Raw genomic sequence first — 24624 nt, forward strand, 5'->3', positions numbered from 1 at the left:
TCGCCCTCGCGACGTCCGGATCACTTCGCTGACGCTCGCGATGACGGCCAGGCACGGCCCACTTCGTCCCGGAGGCGCCGCAGTTTCAGACGGAGTACGTCTTTCCGCTTGACGCCTCCGGCCTGTACGCGCCTTGCAAGAGCGCGCTCTCATCGTGCCTCCCCTCCCGAGACCTCGCCTTGAACACCCTTCTCGTCTTCCTCGGCGCCGGCCTGGGTGGTGTCATGCGCCACGGCGTGAATCTTTGGGCCGTGCGGCTCGGGTCGAGCTTTCCCTGGGGCACCCTCGGCATCAACATCGTCGGCTCGGTGCTGATGGGGATCGTCACCGGCTGGATGGCCGCGCGCGGCGGGCCGCTCCAGGCGCGGTTGTTCGTGGCCACCGGAATTCTCGGCGGCTTCACCACCTTCTCGACCTTTTCCCTCGAAGCCTTCACCCTGATGGAGCGCGGCGACGGGCTGGCGGCGCTCGCCTACGTGCTCGTCTCGGTGCTCGCCGGGATCGGCGGGCTGGCCCTGGCGCTGATCGTGATGCGCCACGCGCTGTAGGGAGGCTCTGGTGGGCGAACTGCTCCTGTCGTGGCGCTTCTGGGCCCTGCTCTCCGCAGGGTTTGCCGCCGCCACCGCGATCCTCGCCAAGGTCGGCATCGACGGCGTGGCGCCGGATGTGGCGACCTTCATCCGGACTCTCGTCGTGGTGGCGCTCGCCGGCGCCATCGTCTTCGCGGCGGGGCAAGCGCCGGATGTCACCCGCGTGTCCGGCCGAAGCCTCGTCTTCCTGATCCTGTCGGGACTTGCCACCGGCGCGTCCTGGCTCTGCTACTTCCGCGCACTCGCCCTCGGCGATGCCGGCCGCGTCGCGCCGCTCGATAAGCTGAGCGTCGTGCTGGTGGCCGTCTTCGGCGTCCTCTTCCTCGGCGAGCGCCTCGCGCCCCATCACTGGGTCGGCGTCGGGCTGATCGCGGCGGGTGCGGGGCTGCTGGCATGGCGGGCCTGATGCGCGCCGCGCTGACGGGCCTCGCCCTCGCCGCGTCCCAGCCGGCGGGAGCGGAGACCAATCCCTTCGTCGATGCCACCCGGCTCGTGCCGGGCCTCGTTCTCGACATGCGCTATGCCGGCTCCGACAACTTCATCGGGCGTCCCATCGCCGGCTACGAGGCCCCGCGCTGCCTGCTGACGCCGCAGGCGGCGAGAGCGCTGGCGGCGGTCCAGGCATCGCTCGCGCCGGAGCGGCTCGGCCTCAAGGTGTTCGACTGCTACCGCCCGCGCCGCGCGGTGGCCGATTTCGCCGCCTGGGCGCGCGACCCGGCCGACACGCGCATGAAGGCCGCCTACTATCCGCGGACCGACAAGGCGGATCTCTTTCGCCTCGGCTACATCGCCGAGCGTTCTTCGCACTCGCGCGGCTCGACCGTGGACCTGACGCTGGTGCGTCGCGACGACGGCACCGAACTCGACATGGGCACGCCCTTCGACCTGTTCGATGAGTCGTCGGCGACGGATTTTCCCGGTCTCACCCCGGCTCAGGCCCGCAACCGCTACCGCCTGCGCGAAACGATGATTCGCGCCGGCTTCGTCCCCTACGCGCAGGAATGGTGGCATTTCACCCTCAAGGGCGAACCCTTCCCCGATACAAGCTTCGACCAACCGGTCCGCTGATCGACATCACCAGCCCAGACCAAGTCGCGACGCGGCAGCACCTTTTTCGATCGAATTGAATTCTTCTAAATCGATATTGCATTCATTCAAAACAGAGATCGATTAAAGTATTTCCAATGTTTTGAAGATCGCTTGCGGGATATCCTCTGATGGAGCCATGATGAAGACATGGCTCACATTTTCATGTTTCCGAACGCTTCTCACGGCAGGCCGTGGCCGTCGCGGGCCGATAAGGTCTCCCCGGCGCGTGACAGCTTGGGCAGCCTCGTCGATCTGCTCGGCGCCCTCGATGCTCTGCTCGAATCGGTACGTCTCGCGTGGTGGGACGGTTCCGCTCTCACCTTGAGCCGAGGCGGCCTCGAATCTCTGGTCGGGCTGGAGCCCGGCGACGCGACGCCGCCACGCTTGGTGCCGGCCGAAGCCCGCGCGCGGGTGCGGGCGGAGGTGCGGGCATGAGTGCGGGTCTGGTCACGACCCCGCCCGACGCGGCGGAGCGGCACGCGCAAGGAACGTTGGAGCGGGCGCTCACCGTCGCCTTCTGGCAGGCGCTTCAGCGGGAGCCGATGCACGTCATGGCGGCACTGGAAGCAGCCGCCCGCACGGTCGGCACGCTCTACCGGCAGGTGGCCGCCGCCCACGGCCCCGACGGACATTGCACCTGCGGCTGGGAGCCCGACCCGGAAGCCGACCTCATCGTCCTGGAAGCGATGCTGGCCACCGCCCTCTCTCGCCCCGCCCAGCGGAACCTCGCCGACATGGTCCCGGCCGGGCGGGCCTGAACCGTCAGGCCGGGGTCAGCTGGTCCTATTTCGGGCTGGGGAAACGGCCGTCGGCAAGCCCGTCCCCGGTCGGCCTCAAGCCCGGCGCCTCGTTCCGGACATCAGATCCCGGTCGAGGCGCCGGGCTTCGTCTTTTCGGACGAGCCGGCAGCCATCGTCGGAACGATTCTCTACGACTGCGCCACCGCGTCGGAGGCCGTCGGTCCCAGCAGAGCCTCCTCCTCGTCATCGGACTCGCCGTCGATCTCGTGGTCGGCCTCCTCGTGGCCGGACACGCCCGCGGCTTCCGCGAGGTTGCGGGCGACGCGGCGCAGGAGCTTGCGCAGGCGGCGACGCTCCTTGTTGTCGAAGTCTTCGAGAAGTTCGGCCTCGACCTCGTCCCAGATCCGCTCGATCCCGGCGGCCTTGGCCATCCCGGTCTCGGTCAGGCGCACGCGCACGATGCGCCCGTCGCCGGCCTCGGCCCGGCGCTCGACGAAGCCGAGGGCGGCGAGCCGCGAGATCGTCTTGGAGGCGGTCGGCGGGCGCACCCGCAGGGTGGCGGCGAGATCGCCCATGGTCATGCTGCCGGCAGCCGCGAGCGCCTGCACCACCTGTTCCTGGCCGGCGAACAGGTCGAGTTCGGCCAGCCGATCGCCGACCCGGGCGCGATGCAGCCGCGCCGCCTGGACCAGCGCCCAGCCGACGCTCTTGGCCGCTGGGGGGCGCAGCCGCTTGACGGTCTTGCCCGCTTTGTCCTTCTGCGCGCCTCGGCCACCCGGCTGACCGCTGGCCTCGCCGTGTGCCGCCACGGCGACCGCTTCGTTTGCCGCCGACATGATCCGGTTTCCCTTCACGGACGCGCGGGCTCCTGAACGCTGCCCGGAAAGAGTGCCCTCCGGGCGGCCCGCTGGGCAAGCATCTGCCGACGGGCGATGAAACTTCGATGACAGAAACGTTTCGCTTTGCCGCGGCCGGGGGGCAAGACACAGCTCTTTCGAGAAATCACTTCACGGCGCGACCGATTTCATGGATTCCGGCGCCGCATGAGCTGTCACCATAACCGAGACGACGGGCCGATCCGATGAGGCGTCGCGAGGCGCTCGGCCTCTATCCGCTGCGCGACCTGCGCCGGCCCGCGGACGGTGGGGCCTGGACCGCGACCGGTCCCGATCCCGCCTTCGCCCTCGGCCCGGCGGCGGCGGTGGCATCCCTGTCGGGCACGCGCATCCGCATCCGCTGCCGCCCGGAGGCGATGCAGCCGGTGCTCGCCGTCGAGGCGGCAGGCGACGTCGAACCGCGCCGCTACCGACTCACCTTGCTGGCGGACGCCACCGATGACCTGATCCGCCTGCCACCGGGCACCCGCGCTCTGCGCCTGGAAGTCGCCGAGGCCGGCCCGCGCTTCCGCCTCGACGCCGTGCGGGTCGAGCCGGCGGGCCGGGTCGAGGCAGCCGTCCTGTCCGCACGAAAGATCATCGAACGGCTGCCGCCGCAGGAGCGCCGCCCGCTTCGCCTGCTGCGGCGCGCCTTCGGGCTGGTGCGCAGCGTGCCGCCCGGCGAGATCTGGCGCCGCCTCACCCGCGCCGCGCAGACCCGCCGCCCGCCCGCCACCTACGCCGCCTGGATTCAGGCGGTCGAAGCCGAGGCCCTGCCCTCGATCGAAGCCCTACGCGCGCAGCTCGCAGCCTTGCCGGAACGCCCGCTGATCTCCCTCCTCATGGCGGCGGGCAACGCCGATCCGGTCCACCTCGCGGAGGCGGTGGCGAGCCTGCGGGCGCAGATCTACCCGGATTGGGAACTGTGCCTCGCCGCCGCACCGTCGGCCGCGCTCCGGGCGCTGGCGGCCGAGGACGACCGTATCCGTCTTCTCCCATCCGCCGACGGCACCGCGGCCTCCCTCGATGCGGCGCTGGCGCAGGCGCGCGGCTCCTACCTCGCCACGATGGAGCCCGGCGCCCGGCTCGCGCCGCACGCGCTCCTCGCCCTCGTCCGGCGGCTCGCATGCGAGCCCGATCTCGACCTGCTCTACACGGACGAGGACCGGATCGGACCAGATGGCGAGCGCTGCGATCCGTACTTCAAGCCGGACTGGTCGCCCGAGACGCTCGAGAGCAGCTTCTACATCGGCGGCCTCGCCCTCACGCGCACCGCCCTGGTGCGGGCGCTCGGCGGCTTCTCGGGCGAGAGCGAGGGTGCGCACGACTACGACCTCGCGCTCCGCCTGACCGAGCGGAGCGACCGCATCGGGCACGTCCCGCAGGTGCTCTGCCATCGCCGCAGTGCCGAAACCGACCCCGAGGCGGCCGCACGCGCGCTCGCCGGACGCGCCCGGCGCACCGGCGGGCTCGATGTCGTCCGCGTGCTCGGCCCCGCGCATTTCGCCCTACGGCGGGTGCTCACGACGCGCCCGCTCGTCTCCATCGTGATCCCGACTGCCGGGCGCGACAGCGTCATCGGCGGGCGCAGCATCGACCTGCTCGCCGCCTGCCTTGCCAGCATCCGCGAGACCAGCACCTACGAAACCATCGAGATCGTGGCAGTCGATAACGGCGACCTGCGTCCGCAGACGCGCGCGGCGGTCGAGCGGTTCGGAGCGCGCACCGTCACCTGGGACAAGCCGGTCTTCAACGTGGCCGCCAAGATGAACCTCGGCGCTCACACGGCGCGCGGCGCGGTGCTGATCTTCCTCAACGACGACATCAGCGTCATCACGCCGGACTGGATCGAGGCGATGCTGGCGCTGCTGGCCATTCCCGGCGTCGGCGCGGTCGGACCCAAGCTCCTGTTCGAGGACGGCAGCCTGCAGCATGTCGGCGTGGTCTTCGGCGATGGCCTGCCGGACCATGTCCGCCGCGGTTTTCCGGGTGACGATACGGGCAATCACGGCTCCAGCCTGGCCAACCGCAACTATCTCGCCGTGACCGGCGCCTGCGTGATGGTGCGGCGCGCCGACTTCGAAGCTGTCGGGGGCTTCGACGAGAATTACGCCATCAACTACAACGACATCGACCTCTGCCTGCGGCTCGGCGAGCGGGCCTTGCGCACCGTCTACTGCGCCGAGGCCCGGCTCCATCACTACGAGAGCCGCAACCGCGTCCCGACCGTCGATCCCGCCGAACAGGCCCGTTTCCGCAAGCGCTGGGGGGCGCGGCTCGTCCGCGACCCGTATTACCCGGACCCGTTCGGCATCCGCCCGCCCGCTTTCGCGCTCGACGCCGAGCGGTTTCCGCTCGCCGCGCGACGCATGATAGAGGCGTGGCGATGATGGCGACGACGCACAGACTCGGAGATCAACCGTGAAGGCCGTGATCCTCGCGGGCGGGCTCGGCACGCGGCTCTCGGAGGAGACCGTGGTGCGCCCCAAGCCGATGCTGGAGATCGGCGGACGGCCGATCCTCTGGCACATCATGCAGATCTTCGCCGCCCACGGCGTCACCGAGTTCGTGATCTGCCTCGGCTACAAGGGCTACGTCATCAAGGAGTTTTTTCTCAATTACCGCTTGCACCTAAGCGACGTCACGCTCGACCTCGGCCGCGGCCATGTCGAGTTCCACCGCTCGGCGGCCGAGGAGTGGAAGGTCTCGCTGATCGAGACCGGCGACGCGACCATGACCGGCGGACGCCTCAAGCGGGTGCGCGACTATCTCGGCGAGGACGACTTCTTCATGACCTACGGCGACGGCGTCGCCGATATCGACCTCAAGGCGCTCGCCGCCTTCCACCGGGCGCACGGCCGGCTTGCCACCCTGACGGCGGTGGTGCCGCCGGGCCGCTTCGGCGCCCTCGATCTCCAAGGCGACGCCGTCCGCAGTTTCCGCGAAAAACCGGCGGGCGACGGGGCCACCATCAACGGCGGCTTCTTCGTGCTCTCGCCGAAGGTGCTCGACCGGATCGAGGGCGATGCCACCGTCTGGGAGAGTGAGCCGCTGGAGAGCCTCGCCCGCGAGGGGCAGCTCCATGCCTACCACCATACCGGTTTCTGGCAGGCGATGGACACGCTGCGCGACAAGAAGCACCTCGAAGAGCTCTGGGCCCGCGGCGACGCCCCCTGGAAGGTGTGGTGATGGGTGCGCTCAACCCCGATCCCGCCTTCTGGGCGGGCAGGCGCGTGCTGCTCACCGGCCATACCGGCTTCAAGGGCGCGTGGCTGAGCCTGTGGCTCGCCCGGCTCGGCGCCCATGTCACCGGCTTTGCCCTGGCACCGGAGACGCGGCCAAACCTGTTCGAGGCGACCGGCTTTCCGGCGGATCGCTCGCGGATCGGCGACATCCGCGATCTCCCCGCGCTCGCCGAGGCCGTGGCGGCCGCCGAGCCCGAGATCGTGATCCACATGGCCGCCCAAGCCCTGGTGCGGCCCTCCTACACCGATCCGGTCGGGACGTTCGCGGTCAACACCATGGGCACCGTTCACCTGCTGCAGGCGGTGCGATCGGCTCCGAGCGTGCGCGCCGTCGTCGTCGTGACAAGCGACAAGGCCTACGAGAACCGCGAATGGCCCTACGCCTATCGCGAGACCGAGGCGATGGGCGGCCACGATCCCTACAGCGCCTCGAAGGGCTGCGCCGAACTCGTCACGGGCGCCTACCGCGCCTCGTTCTTCGGCGCGGGCGGCCACCCGGCGCGGATCGCCAGCGCGCGGGCCGGCAACGTCATCGGCGGCGGCGACTGGTCGGCCGACCGGCTGATCCCCGACGTCGTGCGCGCGTTCGAGGCCGGAGAATCGGTCGAGATCCGCGCGCCCCACGCGATCCGACCCTGGCAGCACGTGCTGGAACCGCTCGCCGGCTACCTACGCCTCGCCGAATGCCTCGCGGGTACCGACGGCGCGGCCTACGCGGAGGGCTGGAATCTCGGGCCGGCGGACGAGGATTGCCGGGCGGTCTCGTACCTCGTCGAGCGGCTGGCCCAGGGCTGGGGCGTTGGCGCCGGCTGGCATCTCTCGCAAAAAACCCATCCGCACGAGGCGACCTATCTCAAGGTCGATGCCTCGAAGGCCCGCGCCCGCCTCGGCTGGGACCGGCGGCTGACCCTCGACACGGCGCTCGACTGGACCGCCGCATGGTACCGCGCGGCCGCCTCCGGCGCCGATCCCCGCGCTCTGGCCGAGGCCGAGATCGCGCGCTACGAGGCGCTGGGCCAGCCTGGAGCAAAAGCCGGAGTCGACGCGTGACCGCCCCGACCTGCCGCGCCTGCGGCGCCTCCCTCACCCGGACCTTCTGCGATCTCGGCCTGTCGCCGCTCGCCAATTCCTACGTCACGCCGGAGCGGCGCCACCGGGGCGAGACCTTCCACCCGCTCCACGCCTATGTCTGCGACGCCTGCTGGCTGGTACAACTCGAAGCCTTCGAGAGCCCCGAGGCGATCTTTTCGGATTATGCCTACTTCTCCGGCTTCTCAGCCGGCTGGCTTCGACACGCTGAAAGCTACGTCGCCGCGATGATCGCGCGCTTCGGCCTCGGGCCGGATAGCAAGGTCGTCGAGGTCGCGAGCAACGACGGCTACCTGCTGCAATACTTCGTTGCCCGCGGCGTGCCGGTGCTCGGCGTCGAGCCGGCGGCCAACGTCGCCCGCGTGGCGGTGGAGCGCGGCGTGCCGACGGAGGTCACCTTCTTCGGCCGCGACACCGCCCGGCGCCTCGCCGCCGCGGGATACAAGGCGGATCTGACAGCGGCCAACAACGTGCTCGCCCACGTGCCCGACATCCTCGACTTCACGGCGGGCTTCGCCGAGATCCTGAAGCCGGAGGGCGTGGCGACCTTCGAGTTCCCGCACCTGCTGCGGATGATCGAGAGCCGTCAGTTCGACACGATCTACCACGAACACTTCTCCTATCTCTCGCTCGGCGTGGTGATCGGCATCCTGCGCCGGCAGGGCTTGCGGGTGTTCGATGTCGAGGAATGGCCGACCCATGGCGGCTCGCTGCGCGTCTTCGCCTGCCACGAGGCTGCCGCGCACCGGCCGACTCCAGAGTTGGAGCGGGTGGTGCTCAGCGAATGGGGGGCGAACCTGTTCGACCCCTCCGGCTACGCCGGTTTCGGGCGGGCGGTGGCCGACATCAAATGCGCGGCGCTCCGCTTCCTGATCGAGGAGCGGGCGGCAGGCCGCGCCGTCTGCGCCTACGGCGCGGCGGCCAAGGGCAACACCTTCCTCAACTATTGCGGCATCGGCCCGGAGCTGATCCGCGCGGTCGCCGACCGCTCGCCGCACAAGCAGGGCACTTGGCTGCCCGGCAGCCGCATCCCCGTGGTCTCGCCCGACGAACTCCTGGCGATGCGCCCCGACACGGTGCTGATCCTGCCCTGGAACCTCAAGGACGAGATCGCCGGGGAGATGGCCGCGATCCGCGAATGGGGCGGACGCTTCGCCGTAGCGATCCCCGAACTGACGGTGTTCTGAGCCCCGATGATCTTCGAGGAACTCGAGCTGCCCGGCCTGTTCCGCGTCGCGCCCGAGCCGCACGCGGACGAGCGTGGCTTCTTCGCCCGCACCCAGTGCGAGAGCGCGTTCGCGGAGCGGGGACTGGTCGGGCGCTTCGCGCAGTCGAGCGTGTCGTTCAACCATCGCCGCGGCACCGTGCGCGGGATGCATTTTTCGAACTTGCCGCACGCCGAGACGAAGCTCGTGCGCTGCACGGGCGGCGCGATCCACGATGCGGTGATCGACCTGCGGCCCGACTCGCCGACCTATCTCCGCACCGTGTCCGTGACGCTCTCCGCCGCGAACCGTCACGCCCTCTACATTCCAGCCGGCCTCGCCCACGGCTTCCAGACGCTCTGCGACGACACCGAGATCCTTTACATGATCGACCGGCCCTTCGTGGCCACCGCCGCCGACGGCGTGCGCTGGGACGATCCCGCCTTCGCGCTCTCCTGGCCCGAGCCGGTGACCGTGATCTCGGACCGCGATCGCGCCTTTCCCGATTGGGCGGGGCGGTGAAGCGGGTCCTCGTCACCGGCGCGGCCGGCTTCGTCGGCCGCCCCGCCGTCGCCGCCCTGGTCGCCCGCGGTTTCGAGGTTCACGCGATCGGGCGAACGGCACCGGAAGGCGCACACGCCTTCCACGCCGCCGACCTGCTCGATCCAAGCCAGCGTCGGGCCGCGGTGCAGAAGGCCGGCGCGAGCCACCTCCTCCACCTCGCCTGGGTCACCACGCCCGGCCGCTACTGGCAGGCGCCGGAGAACCTCGACTGGACAGCGGCGAGCCTCGATCTCGTGCGGATGTTTCGCGAGGCGGGCGGCACACGCACGGTCGTGGCGGGAACCTGCGCGGAATACGACTGGACGGAAATCGTGAGCCTCGCCTCTTCCGGCACGCGGAAAGAGGGTCGAGACGGCCTCGTCGTCGGCGCGAAGAGCGGCAGCGAGGGTGAGGAGGCGCGTCGCTTCGGCGACGACGGGGCCGCCGAAGCCCTCTCCCCGCACGTCGGGAGGGGGGATGCGGCGGCAAACCTCCGCAACGGTCGCCTTTCGGAAGCCGCTCCCTGCAACCCCGCGACTCTCTACGGCGGTGCCAAGGACGGCCTGCGCCGCGTCCTGCACGCCTACGCCGCGTCCGCCGAGCTCTCCCTCGCCTGGGGACGGCTGTTCTACCTTTACGGACCCGACGAGACCCCGGGTCGGCTGGTCGGCGATGCGGCGCGCGCTCTGCTCGCGGGCCAGCGCCTCGCCACCAGCGAAGGCCGGCAGCGGCGCGATTTTCTTCACGTCACTGACGCGGGCGCAGCTTTCGCGGCCCTGCTCGATTCCGCCGTGGAAGGCCCCGTCAATATTGGCTCGGGCCACGCCGTACCGGTGCGCGAAATCCTGGCAGCGATGGGCGCGCTCACCGGCCGCCCGGACCTGATCGATTTCGGCGCACGCCCGCTCCCTCCCACGGAGCCGGCCTGCATCGAGGCCGACATCCGACGCTTGGCAGACGAAGTCGGTTTTTCCCCGCGCTACGGCCTCGAACAGGGTTTGGCGGAGACGGTGGCGGACTGGCGCGCCGGGCTCAGCACTGCGGCATCAGTCCCTTGAGACGGGCCAGGATATCCTCGCCGGCGCAGGGACGGGCGATGAACTGCGCGCCCTCCGGCATGCGCTCGGGATCGGGCGAGGCGCGGCCGGACACGATCAGGATCGGCAGATTCGGCCGGGCCTGAGCCACCGACGTTGCCAGCTCGAACCCATCGACGCGGCCCGAGAGCTGGACGTCGGTCACGAGGCCGCAGATGTCCGGCCGCGCCTGGAGGATGGAAAGTGCGCGCTCGGCGGAGGCGCATTGCACGGTGTCGTAGCCGCCCTCCTCCAGCACGTCGCCGAGGTCCATGATGGTCAGGGCCTCGTCCTCGACGATGAGGATGACGGGACGGTCGGCTTCCGGATTCGTCGTCTCGGTCTGGCTCGCCACCTTACGCTCTCCCCGATTTGCTCCCGCGACCCAAGTTGTTCGCAGACTTGTTGTTCGCAGACCCGTTGTTTGCAGACTTGGCCGTTTCCCAAGCAGGGAACCGCTGCGCTGCGATGATCCAACGAGTAACCCCGCTGCGGGTTGCAGGGTCCCGTCGGAGGGTGCCCTTCGGTTCTCCGCCGGGCAAGTCTGACGGGCAAGGCTGACCGGGCAAGGCTGACCGGGCAAGTCTGCAAGCGCCGCGCCGCGGGGCCTGTCGAGGCGAGCCGCCCTCAGGCGGTGGCCTCGGTCACCGCCGTCACCGCGGCGATCAGGCGATCGAGGTCGCCCGCTTCAATGGCGAGCGCGGGGGTGAGGTAGACGATGTCCCCGAAAGGGCGCACCCAGACGCCGCGCTCGACGAAGCGCCGCTTGAGGTCGGCGAGTTCGGGCGCGCGCGCGAACTGCACCGCGCCGATGGCGCCGAGCACCCGCACGTCCCGCACCCCGGAAAGCCGGCGCAGCGGCGCGAGACCTGCCTCCAGGCGCGAAGCGATGGTACGGGCCTGATCCAGGCGCGGCTCAAGCTCGAACAGGTCGAGGCTGGCATTGGCCGCTGCGCAGGCGAGCGGGTTCGCCATGAAGGTCGGGCCGTGCATCAACGCCGCCGAGGGATCGTCCGACCAGAAGGCGGAGAAGATCTCGGTGGTGGCGACGGTCGCGGCGAGCGCCATCGTGCCGCCGGTGAGCGCCTTCGACAGGCAGAGGATGTCGGGCACGACCTCGGCCTGCTCGCAGGCGAACATCGTCCCCGTGCGGCCGAACCCGGTAAAGATCTCGTCGGCGATGAGCGGCAGGCCGTGGCGGCGGGCGAGGCGCGCGACCGTGGCGAGCACCTCCGGCGGATGGGTCAGCATCCCGCCCGCACCCTGCACAAGCGGCTCGACGATCACGGCCGCGAGTTCGCGGCGATGGCGGGCGAGCGCCGCGTCCAGGGCGGCCTCGTCCTCGGCCGTTCGCGGCAGCGCGCAGAAGATCTGGGTTGGCAGGTAGGCACCGAAGCGCCGGTGCATCCCCTCCGAGGGGTCGCAGGCCGACATCGCACCCATCGTGTCGCCGTGATAGCCACCGCGGAAGGCCAGCACGCGGGTGCGGCCGGTCTCGCCGCGGTTGAGCCAGAGCTGCACTGCCATCTTCAGCGCGACCTCGACGGCGACCGAACCGGAATCGGTGAAGAAGACGTGGTTGAGATCGCCCGGCAGCAGCGCCGCGAGGCGCGCGCCCAGCCGCTCGGCCGGGGCATGAGTGAGCCCGCCGAACATCACGTGCGGCATGCGCATCAACTGATCGGCCACCGCCGCCGCGATGTAGGGGTGATTGTAGCCGTGAACGGCCGTCCACCAAGAGGCGAGGCCGTCGATCAGCTCGCGCCCGCCTTTCAGGGTGATGCGCGAACCCCGCGTCGCGATCGCCTCCAGCGGCGGCGCCGCGGTCTTCATCTGGGTATAGGGGCGCCAGAGGTGCTGATGATCGAGCGCAGTCATGCCCGGGGGATAGGAGGGTGGGAACGGCCGAGTCAAATCGCCGACGATCCCCTCCCCTGCGTGGGAGAGGATGGCTCCGAAGGGGTCGGGTGAGGGAAGCGCCGCCCCCCGAGAGGTCGGAGCCGGCTCTTCTCTCGCCCGCTCCGCAGGCACTCTCCCCACCCAAATCGGGCCTGCCCGATTTGGGCAGACGCTTGCGGATCTCGGACAAGACCGAGATCTGTCGGGAGAGGGTTATGTCACCCCTACTCCGCCGCCTGGCCGTAGGCCTCGGGTGGCGGGCAGGAGCAGACGAGGTTGCGGTCGCCGTAGGCGTTGTCGACGCGGTTCACCGGCGGCCAGTACTTGTCCATGCGGAACGACCCCGACGGGAAGCAGGCCGCCTCGCGGGAATAGGGCCGCTCCCAGGTTCCGATCAGGTCCTGCACCGTGTGGGGCGCGTTCTTGAGCGGGTTGTTCGCCTTGTCCATCCGCCCGTCCTCGATCGCCCGGATCTCCTCGCGGATCGCCAGCATGGCGTCGCAGAAGCGGTCGATCTCGGCCTTGGTCTCGGATTCGGTCGGCTCGATCATCAGCGTGCCCGCCACCGGCCAACTCATGGTCGGCGGGTGGAAGCCGCAATCGATCAGGCGCTTGGCGATGTCCTCGACAGTGACGCCCGCGCTCTTCTGGAAGGGCCGCACATCGACAATGCACTCGTGTGCGACGCGCCCGTTCCGGCCGGCATAGAGGATGGAATAGGCCCCATCGAGCCGCCGGGCGATGTAGTTGGCGTTGAGGATCGCCACCCGCGTCGCCTGGGTCAGGCCGCGCCCGCCCATCATCAGGCAGTAGCTCCACGAGATCGGCAGGATCGATGCCGAGCCGAAGGCGGCGGCCGAGACCGCGCCCTCCTCACCCGTCCGCGGATCGGAGGGAAGGAACGGGATCAGGTGCGCCTTGACGCCGATCGGCCCCATGCCCGGCCCGCCGCCGCCATGCGGGATGCAGAAGGTCTTGTGCAGGTTGAGGTGGCTGACATCGGCACCGATGTCGCCGGGCCGGGCCAGCCCGACCATGGCGTTGAGGTTGGCCCCGTCGAGATAGACCTGGCCGCCATGCCGATGGACGATGTCGCAGAGTTCGCGCACCCGCGCCTCGAACACGCCGTGCGTCGAGGGGTAGGTGATCATGCAGGCCGCGAGTTTTTCCGCGTGCAGCTCGGCCTTCTTCGCAAAATCCTCGACGTCGATGTTGCCGTGGGCATCGGCGCCGACCACGACGACGCTCATGCCGCACATCTGCGCCGAGGCCGGGTTGGTGCCGTGGGCCGAGGACGGGATCAGGCAGACCGTGCGATGCCCCTCCCCCCGCGACAGGTGATAGCGGCGGATGGCGAGCAGCCCCGCATACTCACCCTGCGCGCCCGAATTCGGCTGCATCGAGATCGCGTCGTAGCCGGTGATCGCGCAGAGTTTTTGAGACAGGTCGTCGATGAGTTCCTTGTAACCGAGGGCTTGGTCCTCCGGCACGAACGGGTGCAGCTCCGAGAATTCCGGCCAGGAGACCGGCAGCATCTCCGCGGTCGCGTTGAGCTTCATCGTGCAGGAGCCGAGCGGGATCATCGCCCGGTCGAGCGCGAGGTCGCGATCCGCGAGGCGGCGCATGTAGCGCGTCATCTCGCTCTCGGCCCGGTTCATGTGGAAGATCGGGTGGGTCAGGTACTCCGAGGTCCGCTCCAGCGCCGCCGGCAGGCGCGGCTCGGGATAGCCCTCGTCGTAGGCCAGATTGGTGCCGCCGAAGGCGCGCCACACCGCCTGGACGATGTCGGGCCGGGTGCGCTGATCGACGCTGATGCCGATGCGGTCCGCGCCGATTTTGCGCAGGTTCACCCCGTTCTCGACGGCGCTCTTCAGGATCACGCCCTGGAACGCGCCGACCCGCACGGTGATCGTGTCGAAGAAGTGCTTCGGCTCGACGGCGAAGCCGAGCGTCTCCAGCCCCTCGGCGAGGCGGACGGCGTCACGGTGGACGCGCCGGGCAATCGCCTTGAGGCCGGCCGGCCCGTGATAGACCGCGAACATCGAGGCGATGACCGCGAGCAGCACCTGGCTGGTGCAGATGTTCGAGGTCGCCTTCTCGCGGCGGATATGCTGCTCGCGGGTCTGGAGCGCGAGGCGATACGAGCGGTTGCCGCGGGCATCGACCGAGACGCCGACGATGCGGCCGGGCAGCGCCCGCTTGTGAGCGTCGCGGGTCGCCATGTAGGCGGCGTGCGGGCCGCCATAGCCCATCGGCACACCGTAGCGCTGCATCGAGCCGACGGCGATATCGGCCCCCATCTCGCCCGGGGCCTTCAGCAGCGTCAACGCCAGCGGGTCGGCGGCGACCACGGCAAGCGCACCGGCTTCATGCAGCCCGGCGATCACATCGGAGAAATCGTGAACCGCGCCGTTCACACCGGGATACTGGAACAACGCCCCGAAGACAGTGGACGGGTCCAAATCCGAAAAGGGATCGCCGACCACGATGTCCCAGCCGAGCGGCGCCGCGCGGGTCCTCAGCACGGCGATGGTCTGGGGCAGGCAGTCGCGATCGACGAAGAACGCGTTTCTGTCCGATTTCGCCACGCGCCTGGCCATGCCCATGGCCTCGGCCGCGGCAGTGCCCTCGTCGAGGAGCGAGGCATTGGCCACGTCGAGCGCGGTGAGGTCGCAGACCAGGGTCTGGAAGTTGAGCAGCGCCTCCAGACGGCCCTGGCTGATCTCGGGCTGGTAGGGCGAGTAGGCGGTGTACCAGGCCGGGTTCTCGAAGATGTTGCGCTGGATCGCCGGCGGCATCGTCGTGCCGTGGTAGCCCTGGCCGATCAGCGAGACGAGCAGCCGGTTCTTGTTGGCGGTGGCGCGCAGCTTCTCGAGCGAGCGCCGCTCGGTCAGCGAGGCGCCGAAATCGATGTATTCCGCCTGCCGGATGTCGGGCGGCAGTGTCTCGTCGATCAACGCATGCAGCGACTTCGCGCCGACCGTCTCCAGCATCTGGTCGATCTCGCTGAGCTTCGGGCCGATATGGCGGCGGGCGGCGAAATCGAAGGGATCGTGGCGATCGTATTTCATGGGATGCCTCTCGGGCGAAAGCTTCAGCTTTCCCTCTCCGCTCCGCGGGAGAGGGGGAAGGGCTGCGACGGCGGCTACTTCGCGAACTCCGCGTAGGCCGCCTCGTCCATCAGCGCGTCCATGGCGGACGGATCGTCGAGCTTGAGCCGGTAGAGCCAACCCGCGCCCTGCGGGTCGGCGCCGACCGAGGCCGGATCGCCGACCGCCGCCTCATTGACCTCGGTGACCTCGCCGGAGAGCGGCGCGTAGACATCGGAGGCCGCCTTGACGGACTCGACGACCGCGGCCGCCTCGCCCTTGGTGAGCCGGGCGCCGACCTTCGGCAGCTCGACGAAGACGAGGTCGCCGAGCTGTTCGGCGGCATGCGCCGTGATGCCGACCGTGGCGACATCGCCGTCGAGGCGCAGCCATTCGTGCTCGTCGGTGAAACGCAGCATGGTTCGAACTCCTGAGACGAGAGAAATCAGCCGCGCTTGAAGCCGGCCGGGACGAAGGGGAGCGGGGAGACGACGAGGGGAAGACGCTGGCCGCGCACGTCCGCGAAGACGCGGGTACCGGGGGCGGCGAGCGCCGTGGGCAGGAAGCCCATGGCGACGGGCGCGCCGAGGCTGGGACCGAAGCCGCCCGAGGTGACACGGCCGACCGCCCCACCCCCGTTCTCCGCGGCGAAGAGCGGGGCACCCGCCCGGACCGGCGCGCGGCCCTCGGGGCGCAGGCCGACGCGCCGCCGGACAGGACCGGCCTCCATCTCGGCGAGGATTTTTTCGGCGCCCGGAAATCCGCCCTCGCGGGCGCCGCCCCGGCGGCGGGCGGGCGAGATCGCCCAGGCCAGGCTCGCCTCAATTGGGCTGGTGGCAGCGTCGATGTCGGAGCCGTGCAGGGGGAGGCCGGCTTCGAGGCGCAGGGAATCGCGGGCGCCGAGGCCCACGGGCATAACCTCGGGCGCGGCGAGCAGCGCCTCGGCCACCGCCTCCGCGCGGGCGGCAGGCACGGCGATCTCGAACCCGTCCTCGCCGGTATAGCCGGAGCGGCTGACGAGGCAGGGCGCGCCGAGGATGTCGACCGCGCGCACGTCCATGAACCGCATCATCGCCGTCTCAGGGGCGAGCCGCGCGAGCACGTCCGCCGCCTTCGGTCCCTGGAGCGCGATCAGCGCATCCGGCACGAGCGTCACATCGAGGCTGTCGGGCAGATGCGCCCGGATCCGCGCGAGATCGGTCGCCTTGTTGGCGGCGTTGACGACGACGTGCAGCCGGTCGGGCAGGCGCGCGACCATCAGGTCATCGAGGATGCCGCCGGCCCCGTCCGTCAGGAAGCCGTAGCGCTGGCGTCCGACTCCGAGCCCGAGAATGTCGATCGGGACCAAGGCCTCGAGGGCGCGAGCCGCCTCCGCCCCATCGCCGGAGCGGGGGATCAGCGCGATCTGGCCCATATGCGACACGTCGAAGACACCGGCCGCCGCACGGGTGTGCAAGTGCTCCTTGAGCAGCCCGGCAGCGTATTGCAGCGGCATCGCATAGCCCGCGAACGGCACCATCTTGGCGCCGAGGCGCAGGTGGAGCGCGTGCAGCGGAGTCTGCGCCAGCGGATCAGAGGGGGTGGGGGCGGCAGGGCTCAAGGCCCCGGCGGCTTGCAGGCTCATCGGGCACTCCACGACAGACGGATCTTGCCCGCCGGCCGGCTGGCAAGTTGCCCCCATCTGTCGCGCTTACCTGAGAGCTTCCCTCACTCAGCGGTTGAGCGAGGTTTCTCCTTCGGTGGACGCCGGACGGCGCCTCTCTCCAGATTGTCCAACGGTACGGTGATTGTGCCTGAGAGTTTCCGGGGGTGGTTGCTCCGTCGGCGCCATGACCTCTCTTTCGAGCGGTCTGGGCTCTCCCGTATCGTCTGTATCGGACGGTTGAAGGCTCGCACTTTGCGGCACCACGCGCAAGCCAGGGCGTGTGACGATCAGCGCTGCATGTCGCGGAAGCTGCAGTACCCGCGAAAACTCTGGTAGCCCGCCGGGCAGCGGCGGACGCAGGCTCCGGCCGCGTATTTCAGCGGCGGGCGGCAGGTGTTGCGGAAGCGCTGCTCGCCGAACAGGTAGGATTGGGCCGGGCCGGCCGAAGCCGGTGCCGGAGCAGTGAAGGAACCGGCACCGGCGAGCAGCAGAAGGGCAGCGAGGAGGCGGCGCGGCATGATGGCAGTGTTCCGTAAAAGCTGGAGCAACGCGCCGTCCTGCATCGGGTTCGCAGCGGCCGCCGGCCACGGCTTGACATCTGCCGGGCACCGTCGCCTTCAGGCGCCATGTCGCCGAACCCCCTGACCAGCCTCGACGCCTTCGCCGCGGACAAGCTTGCCAGCCTTGAAGCCTCCGCTCTGCGCCGGCGGCTGGCCGTGACCGCCCGCGGTCCCGAAGCGGCGGCGGAGCGAAACGGCCGCGCCCTCGTCTCGTTCTCCTGCAACGACTATCTCGGCCTCGCCCACGATCCGCGGGTGATCGCGGCGGCCTCGGAGGCGCTGGCGCGCTACGGCGCGGGCGCGGGCGCCTCGCGGCTGGTGACCGGCAATTCGCCCCCGCTCGCGGCGCTGGAGGAGCGGCTTGCCCGGCACAAGGGCAAGGAGGCGGCCCTCGTCTTCGGCTCCGGCTATCTCGCCAATCTCGGCATCGCCCCGGCCCTCGTCGGCGCAGGCGACCTGATCCTGATCGACGAACTCGGCCATTCCTGCCTGTTCGCGGGCGCGAAGATGTCGGGCGCGCAGGTCGTGCGCTTCGCCCATAACGACCTGGCGGCGTTGCGCGGGCTTCTCGCCGAGCATCGCGGCGCGGCGCGGCGGGCGCTGATCCTGACCGAGCGGGTGTTCAGCATGGACGGCGACCGGGCGCCGCTCCCCGAGATCCTGGCGCTCGCGGACGACTACGATGCCTGGACGCTGGTGGACGACGCCCACGGCCTCGGCGTGGTCGAGCCCGGCCTGCGAGCCCCCCTCGAAATGGGGACGCTGTCGAAGACGCTGGGCTCCTACGGCGGGTATCTCTGTGCGTCGCGGCCCGTGATCGATCTGCTGACCAGCCGGGCGCGCAGTCTCGTCTATACCACCGGCCTACCGCCGGCTTCCGCCGCCGCGGCGCTCGCCGCCCTGGAGATCGTCGAGGCGGAGCCGGAGCGCGCCGCCCGGCCGCTGGCGCTCGCCCGCCGCTTCACCGCACGGCTCGGCCTGACCGAAGCGATGAGCCCGATCGTGCCCGTCCTCGTCGGCGAAGCGGAGGCAGCGCTCGCTCTCTCGGCGGCGTTGGAGGCCCGCGGTTTCCTCGTCGTCGCCATTCGCCCGCCGACGGTCGCATCCGGCACCGCGCGCCTGCGGGTCGCCTTCTCGGCGGCCCATGACGAGGGGCAGGTCGATGCCCTGGCCGAGGCCGTCGCCGAACTGGGTCCCGATTGCGTCCGCGCCGGCTGAGTGTCTCTCAGGCGATCGGATCGAGCCGCCTGATCGAGGTGACGGCGCCGAAGCTCTTGACGGCGATGCGCTCGACCGCTTCGCGCAAGGGTTCGATCGCTACCGCCATGTGGTGACCGTTGGCATGGATCAGCCGGTCGGCGTCGAGCATCAGCCCGACATGGCCCTTCCAGAACACGAGGTCGCCGCGGAGCAAGCCGTCGAGCCCCGGTGGCAGGGCGTCGCCGAGCGCTCGCTCCTGCTGGTCGGCATCGCGCGGGCAGGCGCGGCCGGCCGTCTCCAAGCAGAGCTGGACGAGGCCCGAGCAATCGAGGCCGAGGCTGGTGCGTCCGCCCCAGAGATAGGGCGTGCCGAGCAGCCGCTCGGCAGTCGCCGCGTAGTCGGCCTCGGCGGTTCCGAGCGGCACAGCATGACCCGCGAAGACGAAGCCGCCCCCCGCGAGCCGCCAGTACTCGCCCTCTTGCACCTCGGCCGCGAAGGCTGCGCCGAGGCTCAGATGGGCCACGTGCGGGCGCTTCAGGTCGGGCGCCGGATAGACGAAGGTGCGCAAGGCGGCGACCCGGTGGGTCGGCGCGGGATCGGCCGGCCCCAAAGCCGCCTCCGGCAGGTAACCGACATAGCCGTCGCGGGCGATCTGGACCCAGGCGAGGCCGTCACGACGCTCGAACACCGTCACCGCGTCGCCCATCACCGCCTCGGTCTCGAGCCCGGCCTCGAGACGCGGCGCGCGGCGTAAGGGGGCGGAGGGCACGACGACCCGCGCCGGCTCGCCCGCAACGTAGCGCTCCGCAGCGACGACGCTCTTCAGGCGGATGTCGGCGAGGTCGGGCCGGGCCGGGGTGAGGCGGGGATCAGGGGTGTCTGGCATCGCGGGGTTCGTGACTGGCGCAGGATCGGGGCAGGATTCGGGATGCAGCTTTACACTGCGTCTGATTTCCACGGATCATGATCAGCCGAAGAGACGATCACTCCATTTGCTGCGTCGCCGCGACACTATGACTATCTCGGGTCGGAGGCGCGGGACGGCCTCGTCAACGAATGTGCTGGCGAAGTTCCGGATCGGCGCGCATCCTGCATGCTCGACGAGCGGGGCGTCCGCCCGGCAGCCATGCGGCCGGCGGTCCGTCACGTCCGATTTGTGTGCAATGCACAAACCGGACGGGCCGTCCTATGATCGGTGCATGAAGACCGCGAGTCGTGCCGTGAAGAAAACGCCCAAGAGCTTCCAGGATCTGCCTCCGATCCGGGTGCGGCGCGAGCCGCCCACGGTGGCCGAGGCGGTTGCCGCCGCCCAGGATCTGGCCGACGACGTCGAGCAGCAGGTGGAGATCGCTTGCGGACTGATCGGCCTCGGCCCGGACGAGGTGCGCCCGCACGTGGTCGCCGCCGCCAAGGCCGCGGCAGCACGGCCCGCCCACCGTCCCCAGGAGCAGCGCATCCTGGCCCCGACGAGCCCCAACCGCGCACCGCCGCGCGCCGTCATCGTCGAGCGTCGCAGCCGCCCGACGGTGGTAGTCGAGCGCCGCAGCCGGCCCCTCGACCCGCGCCGCTGAGGCGTCACCAGGGCAGCGTCTCGCCCCGGTAATCGAGAAAGGCGAGATCGGTCCGTCCGGCCCTCGCCTCAATCACGTCCGCCAGCCCGACCGCGCTCGTTTCCACATCGAGGTCGGCGCCCGCGCCTCCCATGTCGGTAGCGACCCAACCCGGATGCAGCAGCAGCACGCCGAAGTCGCGGTCGGCGTGGCGCGCCGCGAAGCTTCGGACGTTGGTGTTCAGCGCCGCCTTGCTGGCCCGGTAGTTCTCCCAGCCGCCCTCGGTGTTGAGCCCGACGCTGCCAAGCACCGAGGACATGAAGGCAAGCGTGCCACCGGGCGCCAGCCTGTCGCGGAAGAGGTCCGCAAACAGGATCGGGCTCACCGCATTGGTGAGATAGACCTGCGCGTGGACCGCGCGCGACACCGCGTGGAGCGGCCGGTCCGCCTCCATCAGAACGCCGGCCACCACGAAGACGAGATCGAATTTTTCGTCCCTCAGCCGTTCGTGCAGGGCAGCGATCGAGGCGTCCTCGTCGATGTCCACCGTCTCGATCCGCACGCCCTGCGCCGCGAGCCGTTCGAGCCCGGGCGCGGCCCCGCGCCGGGTTGCGGTGACCTGCCAGCCGCGCCGCAGGAAGGTCTCGGCGAGGCCGAGCCCGAGACCGCGAGAAGCGCCGACGATGAGGGCGTGTCTTTGAGAATGGGTCATAATGGCTCGTTCGCGTTCGCATCGGCCGGTGCCGGGCGGCCCTATGCTCAGCCTCGGGGCTCGATCAATCCCCCGTCTGCACCGACCATGTCGCGTGGCGCACCTCGGGCTGCTTCTCCAGATCGGCCACCACGGCGTCGAGATCCTTGGAATGCGCCGTCCGTGCGGTGAGGGTGGCGATCACGTCCACGGTGGTCTCGCCGCGCTCCTCCACCTCCGTCGTGCCGACGGGATAGTCCGCCGCCTCCAGGCGCTCCACCAGCAGGTCGCGGGCGAGACCGGCGGATTCGGCCGGCACCGTCACCTGCACTTCGTAGATCGCCTCCGTCGCATTCTCGTCGATGGGGATGCGGTCGATGAGGTTGACGAGCGGGCGCAGCAGCGTGTTGCCGGCGAGGATGGCAAGGGTGACGAAGCAGGCCTCCAGCGGCAGGTCGGCTCCGGCGAAGGCGCCCACGGCCGCCGAGCACCAGAGGGTCGCGGCGGTGTTGAGGCCGCGCACATTCATCCCCTCCTTCATGATGACGCCCGCGCCGAGGAAGCCGATGCCGGAGACGACGTAGGCCACGACGCGGGTCGCCCCGTCACCGCCGGTCAGCCGCATGCCGAGATCGACGAAGGCGGCCGCGCCCAGCGCCACCAGCACGGCGGTGCGCAGCCCGGCGCTGCGCTGCCGGTACTGCCGCTCGACCCCGATCAGGGTGCCGAGGCCGAAGGCGACCGCGAGGCTGATCCCGGAATTCAGGGCTTCGGGCGTGGGGAAGGGAAAGGGGCCGGGCATCGAACCTTACAGGGATCTTTTCGGTGGCGCGCGGTTTTCCCGCTGTCGCACGAGCGTGACGGTTGCGTGACGAAACGTCACCGATCCGAGCGCAGTCGATCGAATGCGGTCAATTTGCCCGTGGCCAGGACCTTGGCACGGGATTGACGCGGCGACCGGGCAGCGGGCACACCGGCAGGATTGTGGGAGCCATAAGAATAACCCACGCTGAGGAGACGCGCATGCGGCAGGATCTTTCTCCTGCAACGATGGCCGAAGCTCGACCGGCGCTAGGGGCGCTGGCATGAGCGTCGAGGCACTCGCCCGGCCCGCGGCGACGGCACCCGTCCGCGACCGCATCCTCCAGCTTCGCGACGGACTGAGCCACGGGCTGATCGGCGCCGACAAGCTGGTTGAACGCCTGCTGATCGGGCTGCTGACCGGTGGCCACCTGCTGATCGAGGGCGCACCGGGGCTCGCCAAGACCCGCGCGGTCAAGCGCCTGTCGGACGGGCTCGACGGCTCCTTCGCTCGCGTGCAGTGCACGCCCGACCTGATGCCGGCCGATCTCACCGGCACCACCGTCTGGCGCCAGGATGCGGGCACCTTCGAGTTCCTGCCCGGTCCCCTGTTCCACTCGCTGATCCTCGTCGACGAGGTGAACCGTGCCCCGCCCAAGGTGCAGTCGGCGCTGCTGGAGGCGATGGCGGAGGGGCAGATCACCGTCTCAGGCCATACCCACCGCCTGCCCGACCCTTTCATGGTGGTGGCGACGCAGAACCCGATCGAGCACGCGGGCACCTTCCCACTGCCCGAAGCGCAGCTCGACCGCTTTCTGCTCCACGTCGTCGTCGAGATGCCGGACGAGGCCTCCGAGCGCCGCATCCTCGATCTCGTCGAGGGCGAGCTGAACCACCACGCCGAGGCGATGCCGGTGAAGCTCTCGGTCGCCGAGGTGATCGCCGCCCGCGAGGCCGCGCTCGCCACCTACGTCTCGCCGGCGCTCAAGGACTATCTCGTGCGTCTCGTGGCCGGCACCCGCGGCGACAGCGTGGCACCGGACCTGCGCGCGGCGATCGAGCACCCGGCCTCTCCGCGCGGGACACTCGCCCTGATGGTCGCCGGCAAAGCGAGGGCCTACCTGCACGGCCGTGACCACGTCGTGCCCGAGGACATCGCGGAGCTCGCCGCCGACGCCCTTTCGCACCGCATCGGCCTGACCTGGCGCGCGGCGGCCGAGGGGCGTACCACGCGGGGCATCATCGGCGGGCTGGTCGAGCGGACGCGGGCGCTGTAGCCGTCATGACCGCGACCGCGGCGCCTACGAGCGACCCGACCGACGCCCCCGGCATCCATCTCTCCGGCGCCGGGCTGATGAGCCTGCGCCACCTCGCGCGGCGCGGCGTCTCGCCCTCGACGCGGACGATCGCCGGGCTGCCCGGCGGCATCGTCACACGCAAACGCGGGCGCGGCTCGGAGCCGGACGATGTGCGGCCCTGGTCCGAGGGCGACGACCGCCGCTTCATCGACCGCAACGCCACCGCCCGCACCGGCGAACTGCACGTGCGCACGCACCACGACGAGCGCGACCGCGCCGTGGTGCTGCTTGCCGATTTCCGGCCCTCGATGCTGTTCGGGACGCGCCGGGCGCTGCGCTCGATCGCGGCGGCGGAGGCGCTGACGCTGCTCGGCTGGCGCATCGTCGGCGATGGCGGGCGCATCGGCCTGATCGCGGCAGGCGCGGGGGAGCCCTCGGTGGTCCGTCCGGCCGGCGGCGAGCGGGCGATGACCGCCGTCACCGGGGCGCTGGCCCATGCCCATGCCGCCGCGCTCGCAGGACCCGCGATGGACGACCCGCCGCTCACCGACACGCTGGCGCTTGCCCGCTCGCTGCTGCCCTCCGGCGGGCACCTCGTCTTCGCGAGCGCCCTCGACACGCCGGGACCGGATTTCGAGAGCCTGATCACCGCGTTGGCCGAGCGGCTCTCGATCCGCCTGCTGCTGGTCAGCGATGCCTTCGAGCGCGCCCGGCCGCCCGGCCTCTACCCCTACGCCCTGCCGGGCGGAGATCGCGGCACCGTCCATGCCCGCCGCGGGGCACCGGCCGTCGACGAGATCGACCCTCGCCTCGCCCGCCTCCATGCCTGCGGCGTCGAGGGCCTGCGCATCGATGTCGAGGCCGGGCCGGAGAGCTACGCCCCTCTGATGGAGCGGCTCGATGCGGTGTTGTGAGAGGCCCGCCTCCCATCCCTCGCGGGGCGGCGGGCAGGTGCGACATCCATGACTGCTCCCGCCCCCGACCTGTCGGCTCTGCGCGGCCTGCATCTCCCCACCGGAGGCAACAGTGCGGTGCAGCCCGAGATGGTGGCCGCCATCGTCCTCGGCTTCGCTCTCGCGCTGCTCGTCGGCCTGATCCGCCTGCTCCGCGCGCGGCGCGGCGCCTCTCTGCGCCGGGCCGCTCTGCGGGAGCTGGCGCTCGCCTCGCAGCTGGAGCCTGAAGCGCGGCGCGTCGCGCAGGCCCGACTCCTGCGCCGGGTGGTCCGCACGCTGAAGGGCGAAGAGGCGGCGCGCACCCGCGGCCCCGCCTGGGCCGCAACGCTCGATACCACCTTCGCCACCGACTTCTTCCGCAACGGCCCGGGTCGCGTCTTCGCCGACGATCTCTATCGGCGGCCAAAGAGCGTCGATCCCACGGCCGTCGATCCCGCCGCCATCGATGCCGGTCTCGGCCGCATGCTCTCACAGATCCGGGCCTGA

26 protein-coding genes and 1 riboswitch are annotated in these 24624 nt (G+C 70.5%); of the genes, 16 read left to right on the forward strand and 10 right to left on the reverse strand.

What is annotated here, in order from left to right:
* The first annotated feature begins 179 nt into the window (after positions 1–179).
* The 5 genes from crcB to FHU13_RS17135 all read left to right on the forward strand — a co-directional run bounded on the left by crcB (position 180) and on the right by FHU13_RS17135 (position 2437).
* Entirely contained in the window at positions 180–548 is a 369-nt protein-coding gene (gene crcB / locus FHU13_RS17115; RefSeq protein WP_183437069.1) for a fluoride efflux transporter CrcB, read from the forward strand.
* A 10-nt stretch (positions 549–558) separates the two neighbouring features.
* Positions 559–996, forward strand: a complete 438-nt coding sequence (locus FHU13_RS17120) for an EamA family transporter (RefSeq protein ID WP_183437070.1) — start codon at positions 559–561, stop codon at positions 994–996.
* Positions 996–1658 (forward strand): M15 family metallopeptidase, encoded by a 663-nt coding sequence (locus FHU13_RS17125; RefSeq protein ID WP_183437227.1) that lies wholly within the window; start codon positions 996–998, stop codon positions 1656–1658. Before FHU13_RS17120 ends, FHU13_RS17125 begins: the two co-directional genes overlap by 1 nt.
* Before the next feature lie 168 nt (positions 1659–1826).
* Positions 1827–2114, forward strand: a complete 288-nt coding sequence (locus tag FHU13_RS17130; protein ID WP_183437071.1) for a hypothetical protein — start codon at positions 1827–1829, stop codon at positions 2112–2114.
* Complete coding sequence (locus tag FHU13_RS17135) at positions 2111–2437, forward strand: hypothetical protein (RefSeq protein WP_183437072.1); 327 nt, start codon at positions 2111–2113, stop codon at positions 2435–2437. Before FHU13_RS17130 ends, FHU13_RS17135 begins: the two co-directional genes overlap by 4 nt.
* Positions 2438–2607: 170 nt before the next feature.
* On the opposite strand, the gene FHU13_RS17140 is transcribed toward FHU13_RS17135, so the two are convergent.
* Positions 2608–3255, reverse strand: a complete 648-nt coding sequence (locus tag FHU13_RS17140) for a MarR family winged helix-turn-helix transcriptional regulator (protein ID WP_183437073.1) — start codon at positions 3253–3255, stop codon at positions 2608–2610.
* A gap of 245 nt (positions 3256–3500) precedes the next feature.
* Here FHU13_RS17140 and FHU13_RS17145 point away from each other — a divergent pair, with 245 nt between their 5' ends.
* From FHU13_RS17145 to FHU13_RS17170, 6 genes are read left to right on the forward strand one after another with little or no spacing between them, the layout of a single operon-like run.
* Positions 3501–5684 carry a glycosyltransferase gene (locus FHU13_RS17145; RefSeq protein ID WP_183437074.1) on the forward strand — a complete coding sequence of 728 codons (2184 nt, stop codon included), beginning with the start codon at positions 3501–3503 and terminating at the stop codon, positions 5682–5684.
* Between the two features lie 31 nt (positions 5685–5715).
* Complete coding sequence (gene rfbF / locus FHU13_RS17150) at positions 5716–6483, forward strand: glucose-1-phosphate cytidylyltransferase (protein ID WP_183437075.1); 768 nt, start codon at positions 5716–5718, stop codon at positions 6481–6483.
* Complete coding sequence (rfbG, locus tag FHU13_RS17155) at positions 6483–7589, forward strand: CDP-glucose 4,6-dehydratase (RefSeq protein WP_183437076.1); 1107 nt, start codon at positions 6483–6485, stop codon at positions 7587–7589. Before rfbF ends, rfbG begins: the two co-directional genes overlap by 1 nt.
* Entirely contained in the window at positions 7586–8815 is a 1230-nt protein-coding gene (locus tag FHU13_RS17160) for a class I SAM-dependent methyltransferase (protein WP_183437077.1), read from the forward strand. The genes rfbG and FHU13_RS17160 overlap by 4 nt, the downstream gene beginning before the upstream one ends.
* A 6-nt stretch (positions 8816–8821) precedes the next feature.
* Positions 8822–9355, forward strand: a complete 534-nt coding sequence (locus tag FHU13_RS17165) for a dTDP-4-dehydrorhamnose 3,5-epimerase family protein (protein WP_183437078.1) — start codon at positions 8822–8824, stop codon at positions 9353–9355.
* Positions 9352–10434 carry an NAD-dependent epimerase/dehydratase family protein gene (locus FHU13_RS17170; protein ID WP_183437079.1) on the forward strand — a complete coding sequence of 361 codons (1083 nt, stop codon included), beginning with the start codon at positions 9352–9354 and terminating at the stop codon, positions 10432–10434. The genes FHU13_RS17165 and FHU13_RS17170 overlap by 4 nt, the downstream gene beginning before the upstream one ends.
* Here FHU13_RS17170 and FHU13_RS17175 read toward each other — a convergent pair.
* From FHU13_RS17175 to FHU13_RS17200, 6 genes are all read right to left on the reverse strand, one after another.
* Positions 10409–10807 (reverse strand): response regulator, encoded by a 399-nt coding sequence (locus FHU13_RS17175; RefSeq protein WP_183437080.1) that lies wholly within the window; start codon positions 10805–10807, stop codon positions 10409–10411. The genes FHU13_RS17170 and FHU13_RS17175 overlap by 26 nt on opposite strands.
* A 272-nt stretch (positions 10808–11079) precedes the next feature.
* Positions 11080–12330, reverse strand: coding sequence for an adenosylmethionine--8-amino-7-oxononanoate transaminase (locus FHU13_RS17180; protein WP_183437081.1), 1251 nt, complete (start codon positions 12328–12330; stop codon positions 11080–11082).
* Between the two features lie 245 nt (positions 12331–12575).
* On the reverse strand, positions 12576–15422 hold the full coding sequence (gcvP, locus tag FHU13_RS17185; RefSeq protein ID WP_183437082.1) for an aminomethyl-transferring glycine dehydrogenase: 2847 nt from the start codon (positions 15420–15422) through the stop codon (positions 12576–12578).
* Positions 15423–15496: 74 nt separating this feature from the next.
* Complete coding sequence (gcvH, locus tag FHU13_RS17190) at positions 15497–15859, reverse strand: glycine cleavage system protein GcvH (protein WP_183437083.1); 363 nt, start codon at positions 15857–15859, stop codon at positions 15497–15499.
* A gap of 26 nt (positions 15860–15885) precedes the next feature.
* Positions 15886–17064, reverse strand: a complete 1179-nt coding sequence (gcvT, locus tag FHU13_RS17195; RefSeq protein ID WP_183437084.1) for a glycine cleavage system aminomethyltransferase GcvT — start codon at positions 17062–17064, stop codon at positions 15886–15888.
* 147 nt (positions 17065–17211) lie between these two features.
* A riboswitch (glycine riboswitch) is annotated at positions 17212–17313 on the reverse strand.
* Positions 17314–17372: 59 nt separating this feature from the next.
* Entirely contained in the window at positions 17373–17603 is a 231-nt protein-coding gene (locus tag FHU13_RS17200; RefSeq protein WP_183437085.1) for a hypothetical protein, read from the reverse strand.
* Between the two features lie 108 nt (positions 17604–17711).
* On the opposite strand from FHU13_RS17200, the gene FHU13_RS17205 reads away from it, so the two are divergent.
* Complete coding sequence (locus FHU13_RS17205) at positions 17712–18863, forward strand: aminotransferase class I/II-fold pyridoxal phosphate-dependent enzyme (RefSeq protein WP_183437086.1); 1152 nt, start codon at positions 17712–17714, stop codon at positions 18861–18863.
* A gap of 7 nt (positions 18864–18870) precedes the next feature.
* Here the strand turns inward: FHU13_RS17205 and FHU13_RS17210 are convergent, their stop codons facing one another.
* Positions 18871–19731: a C40 family peptidase gene (locus tag FHU13_RS17210; RefSeq protein ID WP_183437087.1), complete on the reverse strand. Its 861-nt coding sequence runs from the start codon at positions 19729–19731 to the stop codon at positions 18871–18873.
* A 313-nt stretch (positions 19732–20044) separates the two neighbouring features.
* On the opposite strand from FHU13_RS17210, the gene FHU13_RS17215 reads away from it, so the two are divergent.
* Complete coding sequence (locus tag FHU13_RS17215; protein WP_183437088.1) at positions 20045–20416, forward strand: hypothetical protein; 372 nt, start codon at positions 20045–20047, stop codon at positions 20414–20416.
* A 4-nt stretch (positions 20417–20420) separates the two neighbouring features.
* Here FHU13_RS17215 and FHU13_RS17220 read toward each other — a convergent pair whose 3' ends face one another.
* Positions 20421–21107 (reverse strand): SDR family oxidoreductase, encoded by a 687-nt coding sequence (locus FHU13_RS17220; RefSeq protein ID WP_183437089.1) that lies wholly within the window; start codon positions 21105–21107, stop codon positions 20421–20423.
* A gap of 64 nt (positions 21108–21171) precedes the next feature.
* A complete protein-coding gene (locus FHU13_RS17225; protein WP_183437090.1) occupies positions 21172–21888 on the reverse strand; it encodes an MgtC/SapB family protein in 717 nt (238 codons plus the stop codon).
* Positions 21889–22171: 283 nt separating this feature from the next.
* On the opposite strand from FHU13_RS17225, the gene FHU13_RS17230 reads away from it, so the two are divergent.
* From FHU13_RS17230 to FHU13_RS17240, 3 genes are read left to right on the forward strand one after another with little or no spacing between them, the layout of a single operon-like run.
* Entirely contained in the window at positions 22172–23164 is a 993-nt protein-coding gene (locus FHU13_RS17230) for a MoxR family ATPase (protein WP_183437091.1), read from the forward strand.
* 5 nt (positions 23165–23169) lie between these two features.
* Entirely contained in the window at positions 23170–24099 is a 930-nt protein-coding gene (locus FHU13_RS17235; RefSeq protein WP_183437092.1) for a DUF58 domain-containing protein, read from the forward strand.
* Positions 24100–24147: 48 nt separating this feature from the next.
* On the forward strand, positions 24148–24624 hold the full coding sequence (locus FHU13_RS17240; protein WP_183437093.1) for a DUF4381 domain-containing protein: 477 nt from the start codon (positions 24148–24150) through the stop codon (positions 24622–24624).

This window comes from Methylobacterium sp. R2-1 (assembly GCF_014191355.1).
Taxonomy (GTDB): Bacteria; Pseudomonadota; Alphaproteobacteria; order Rhizobiales; family Beijerinckiaceae; genus Methylobacterium.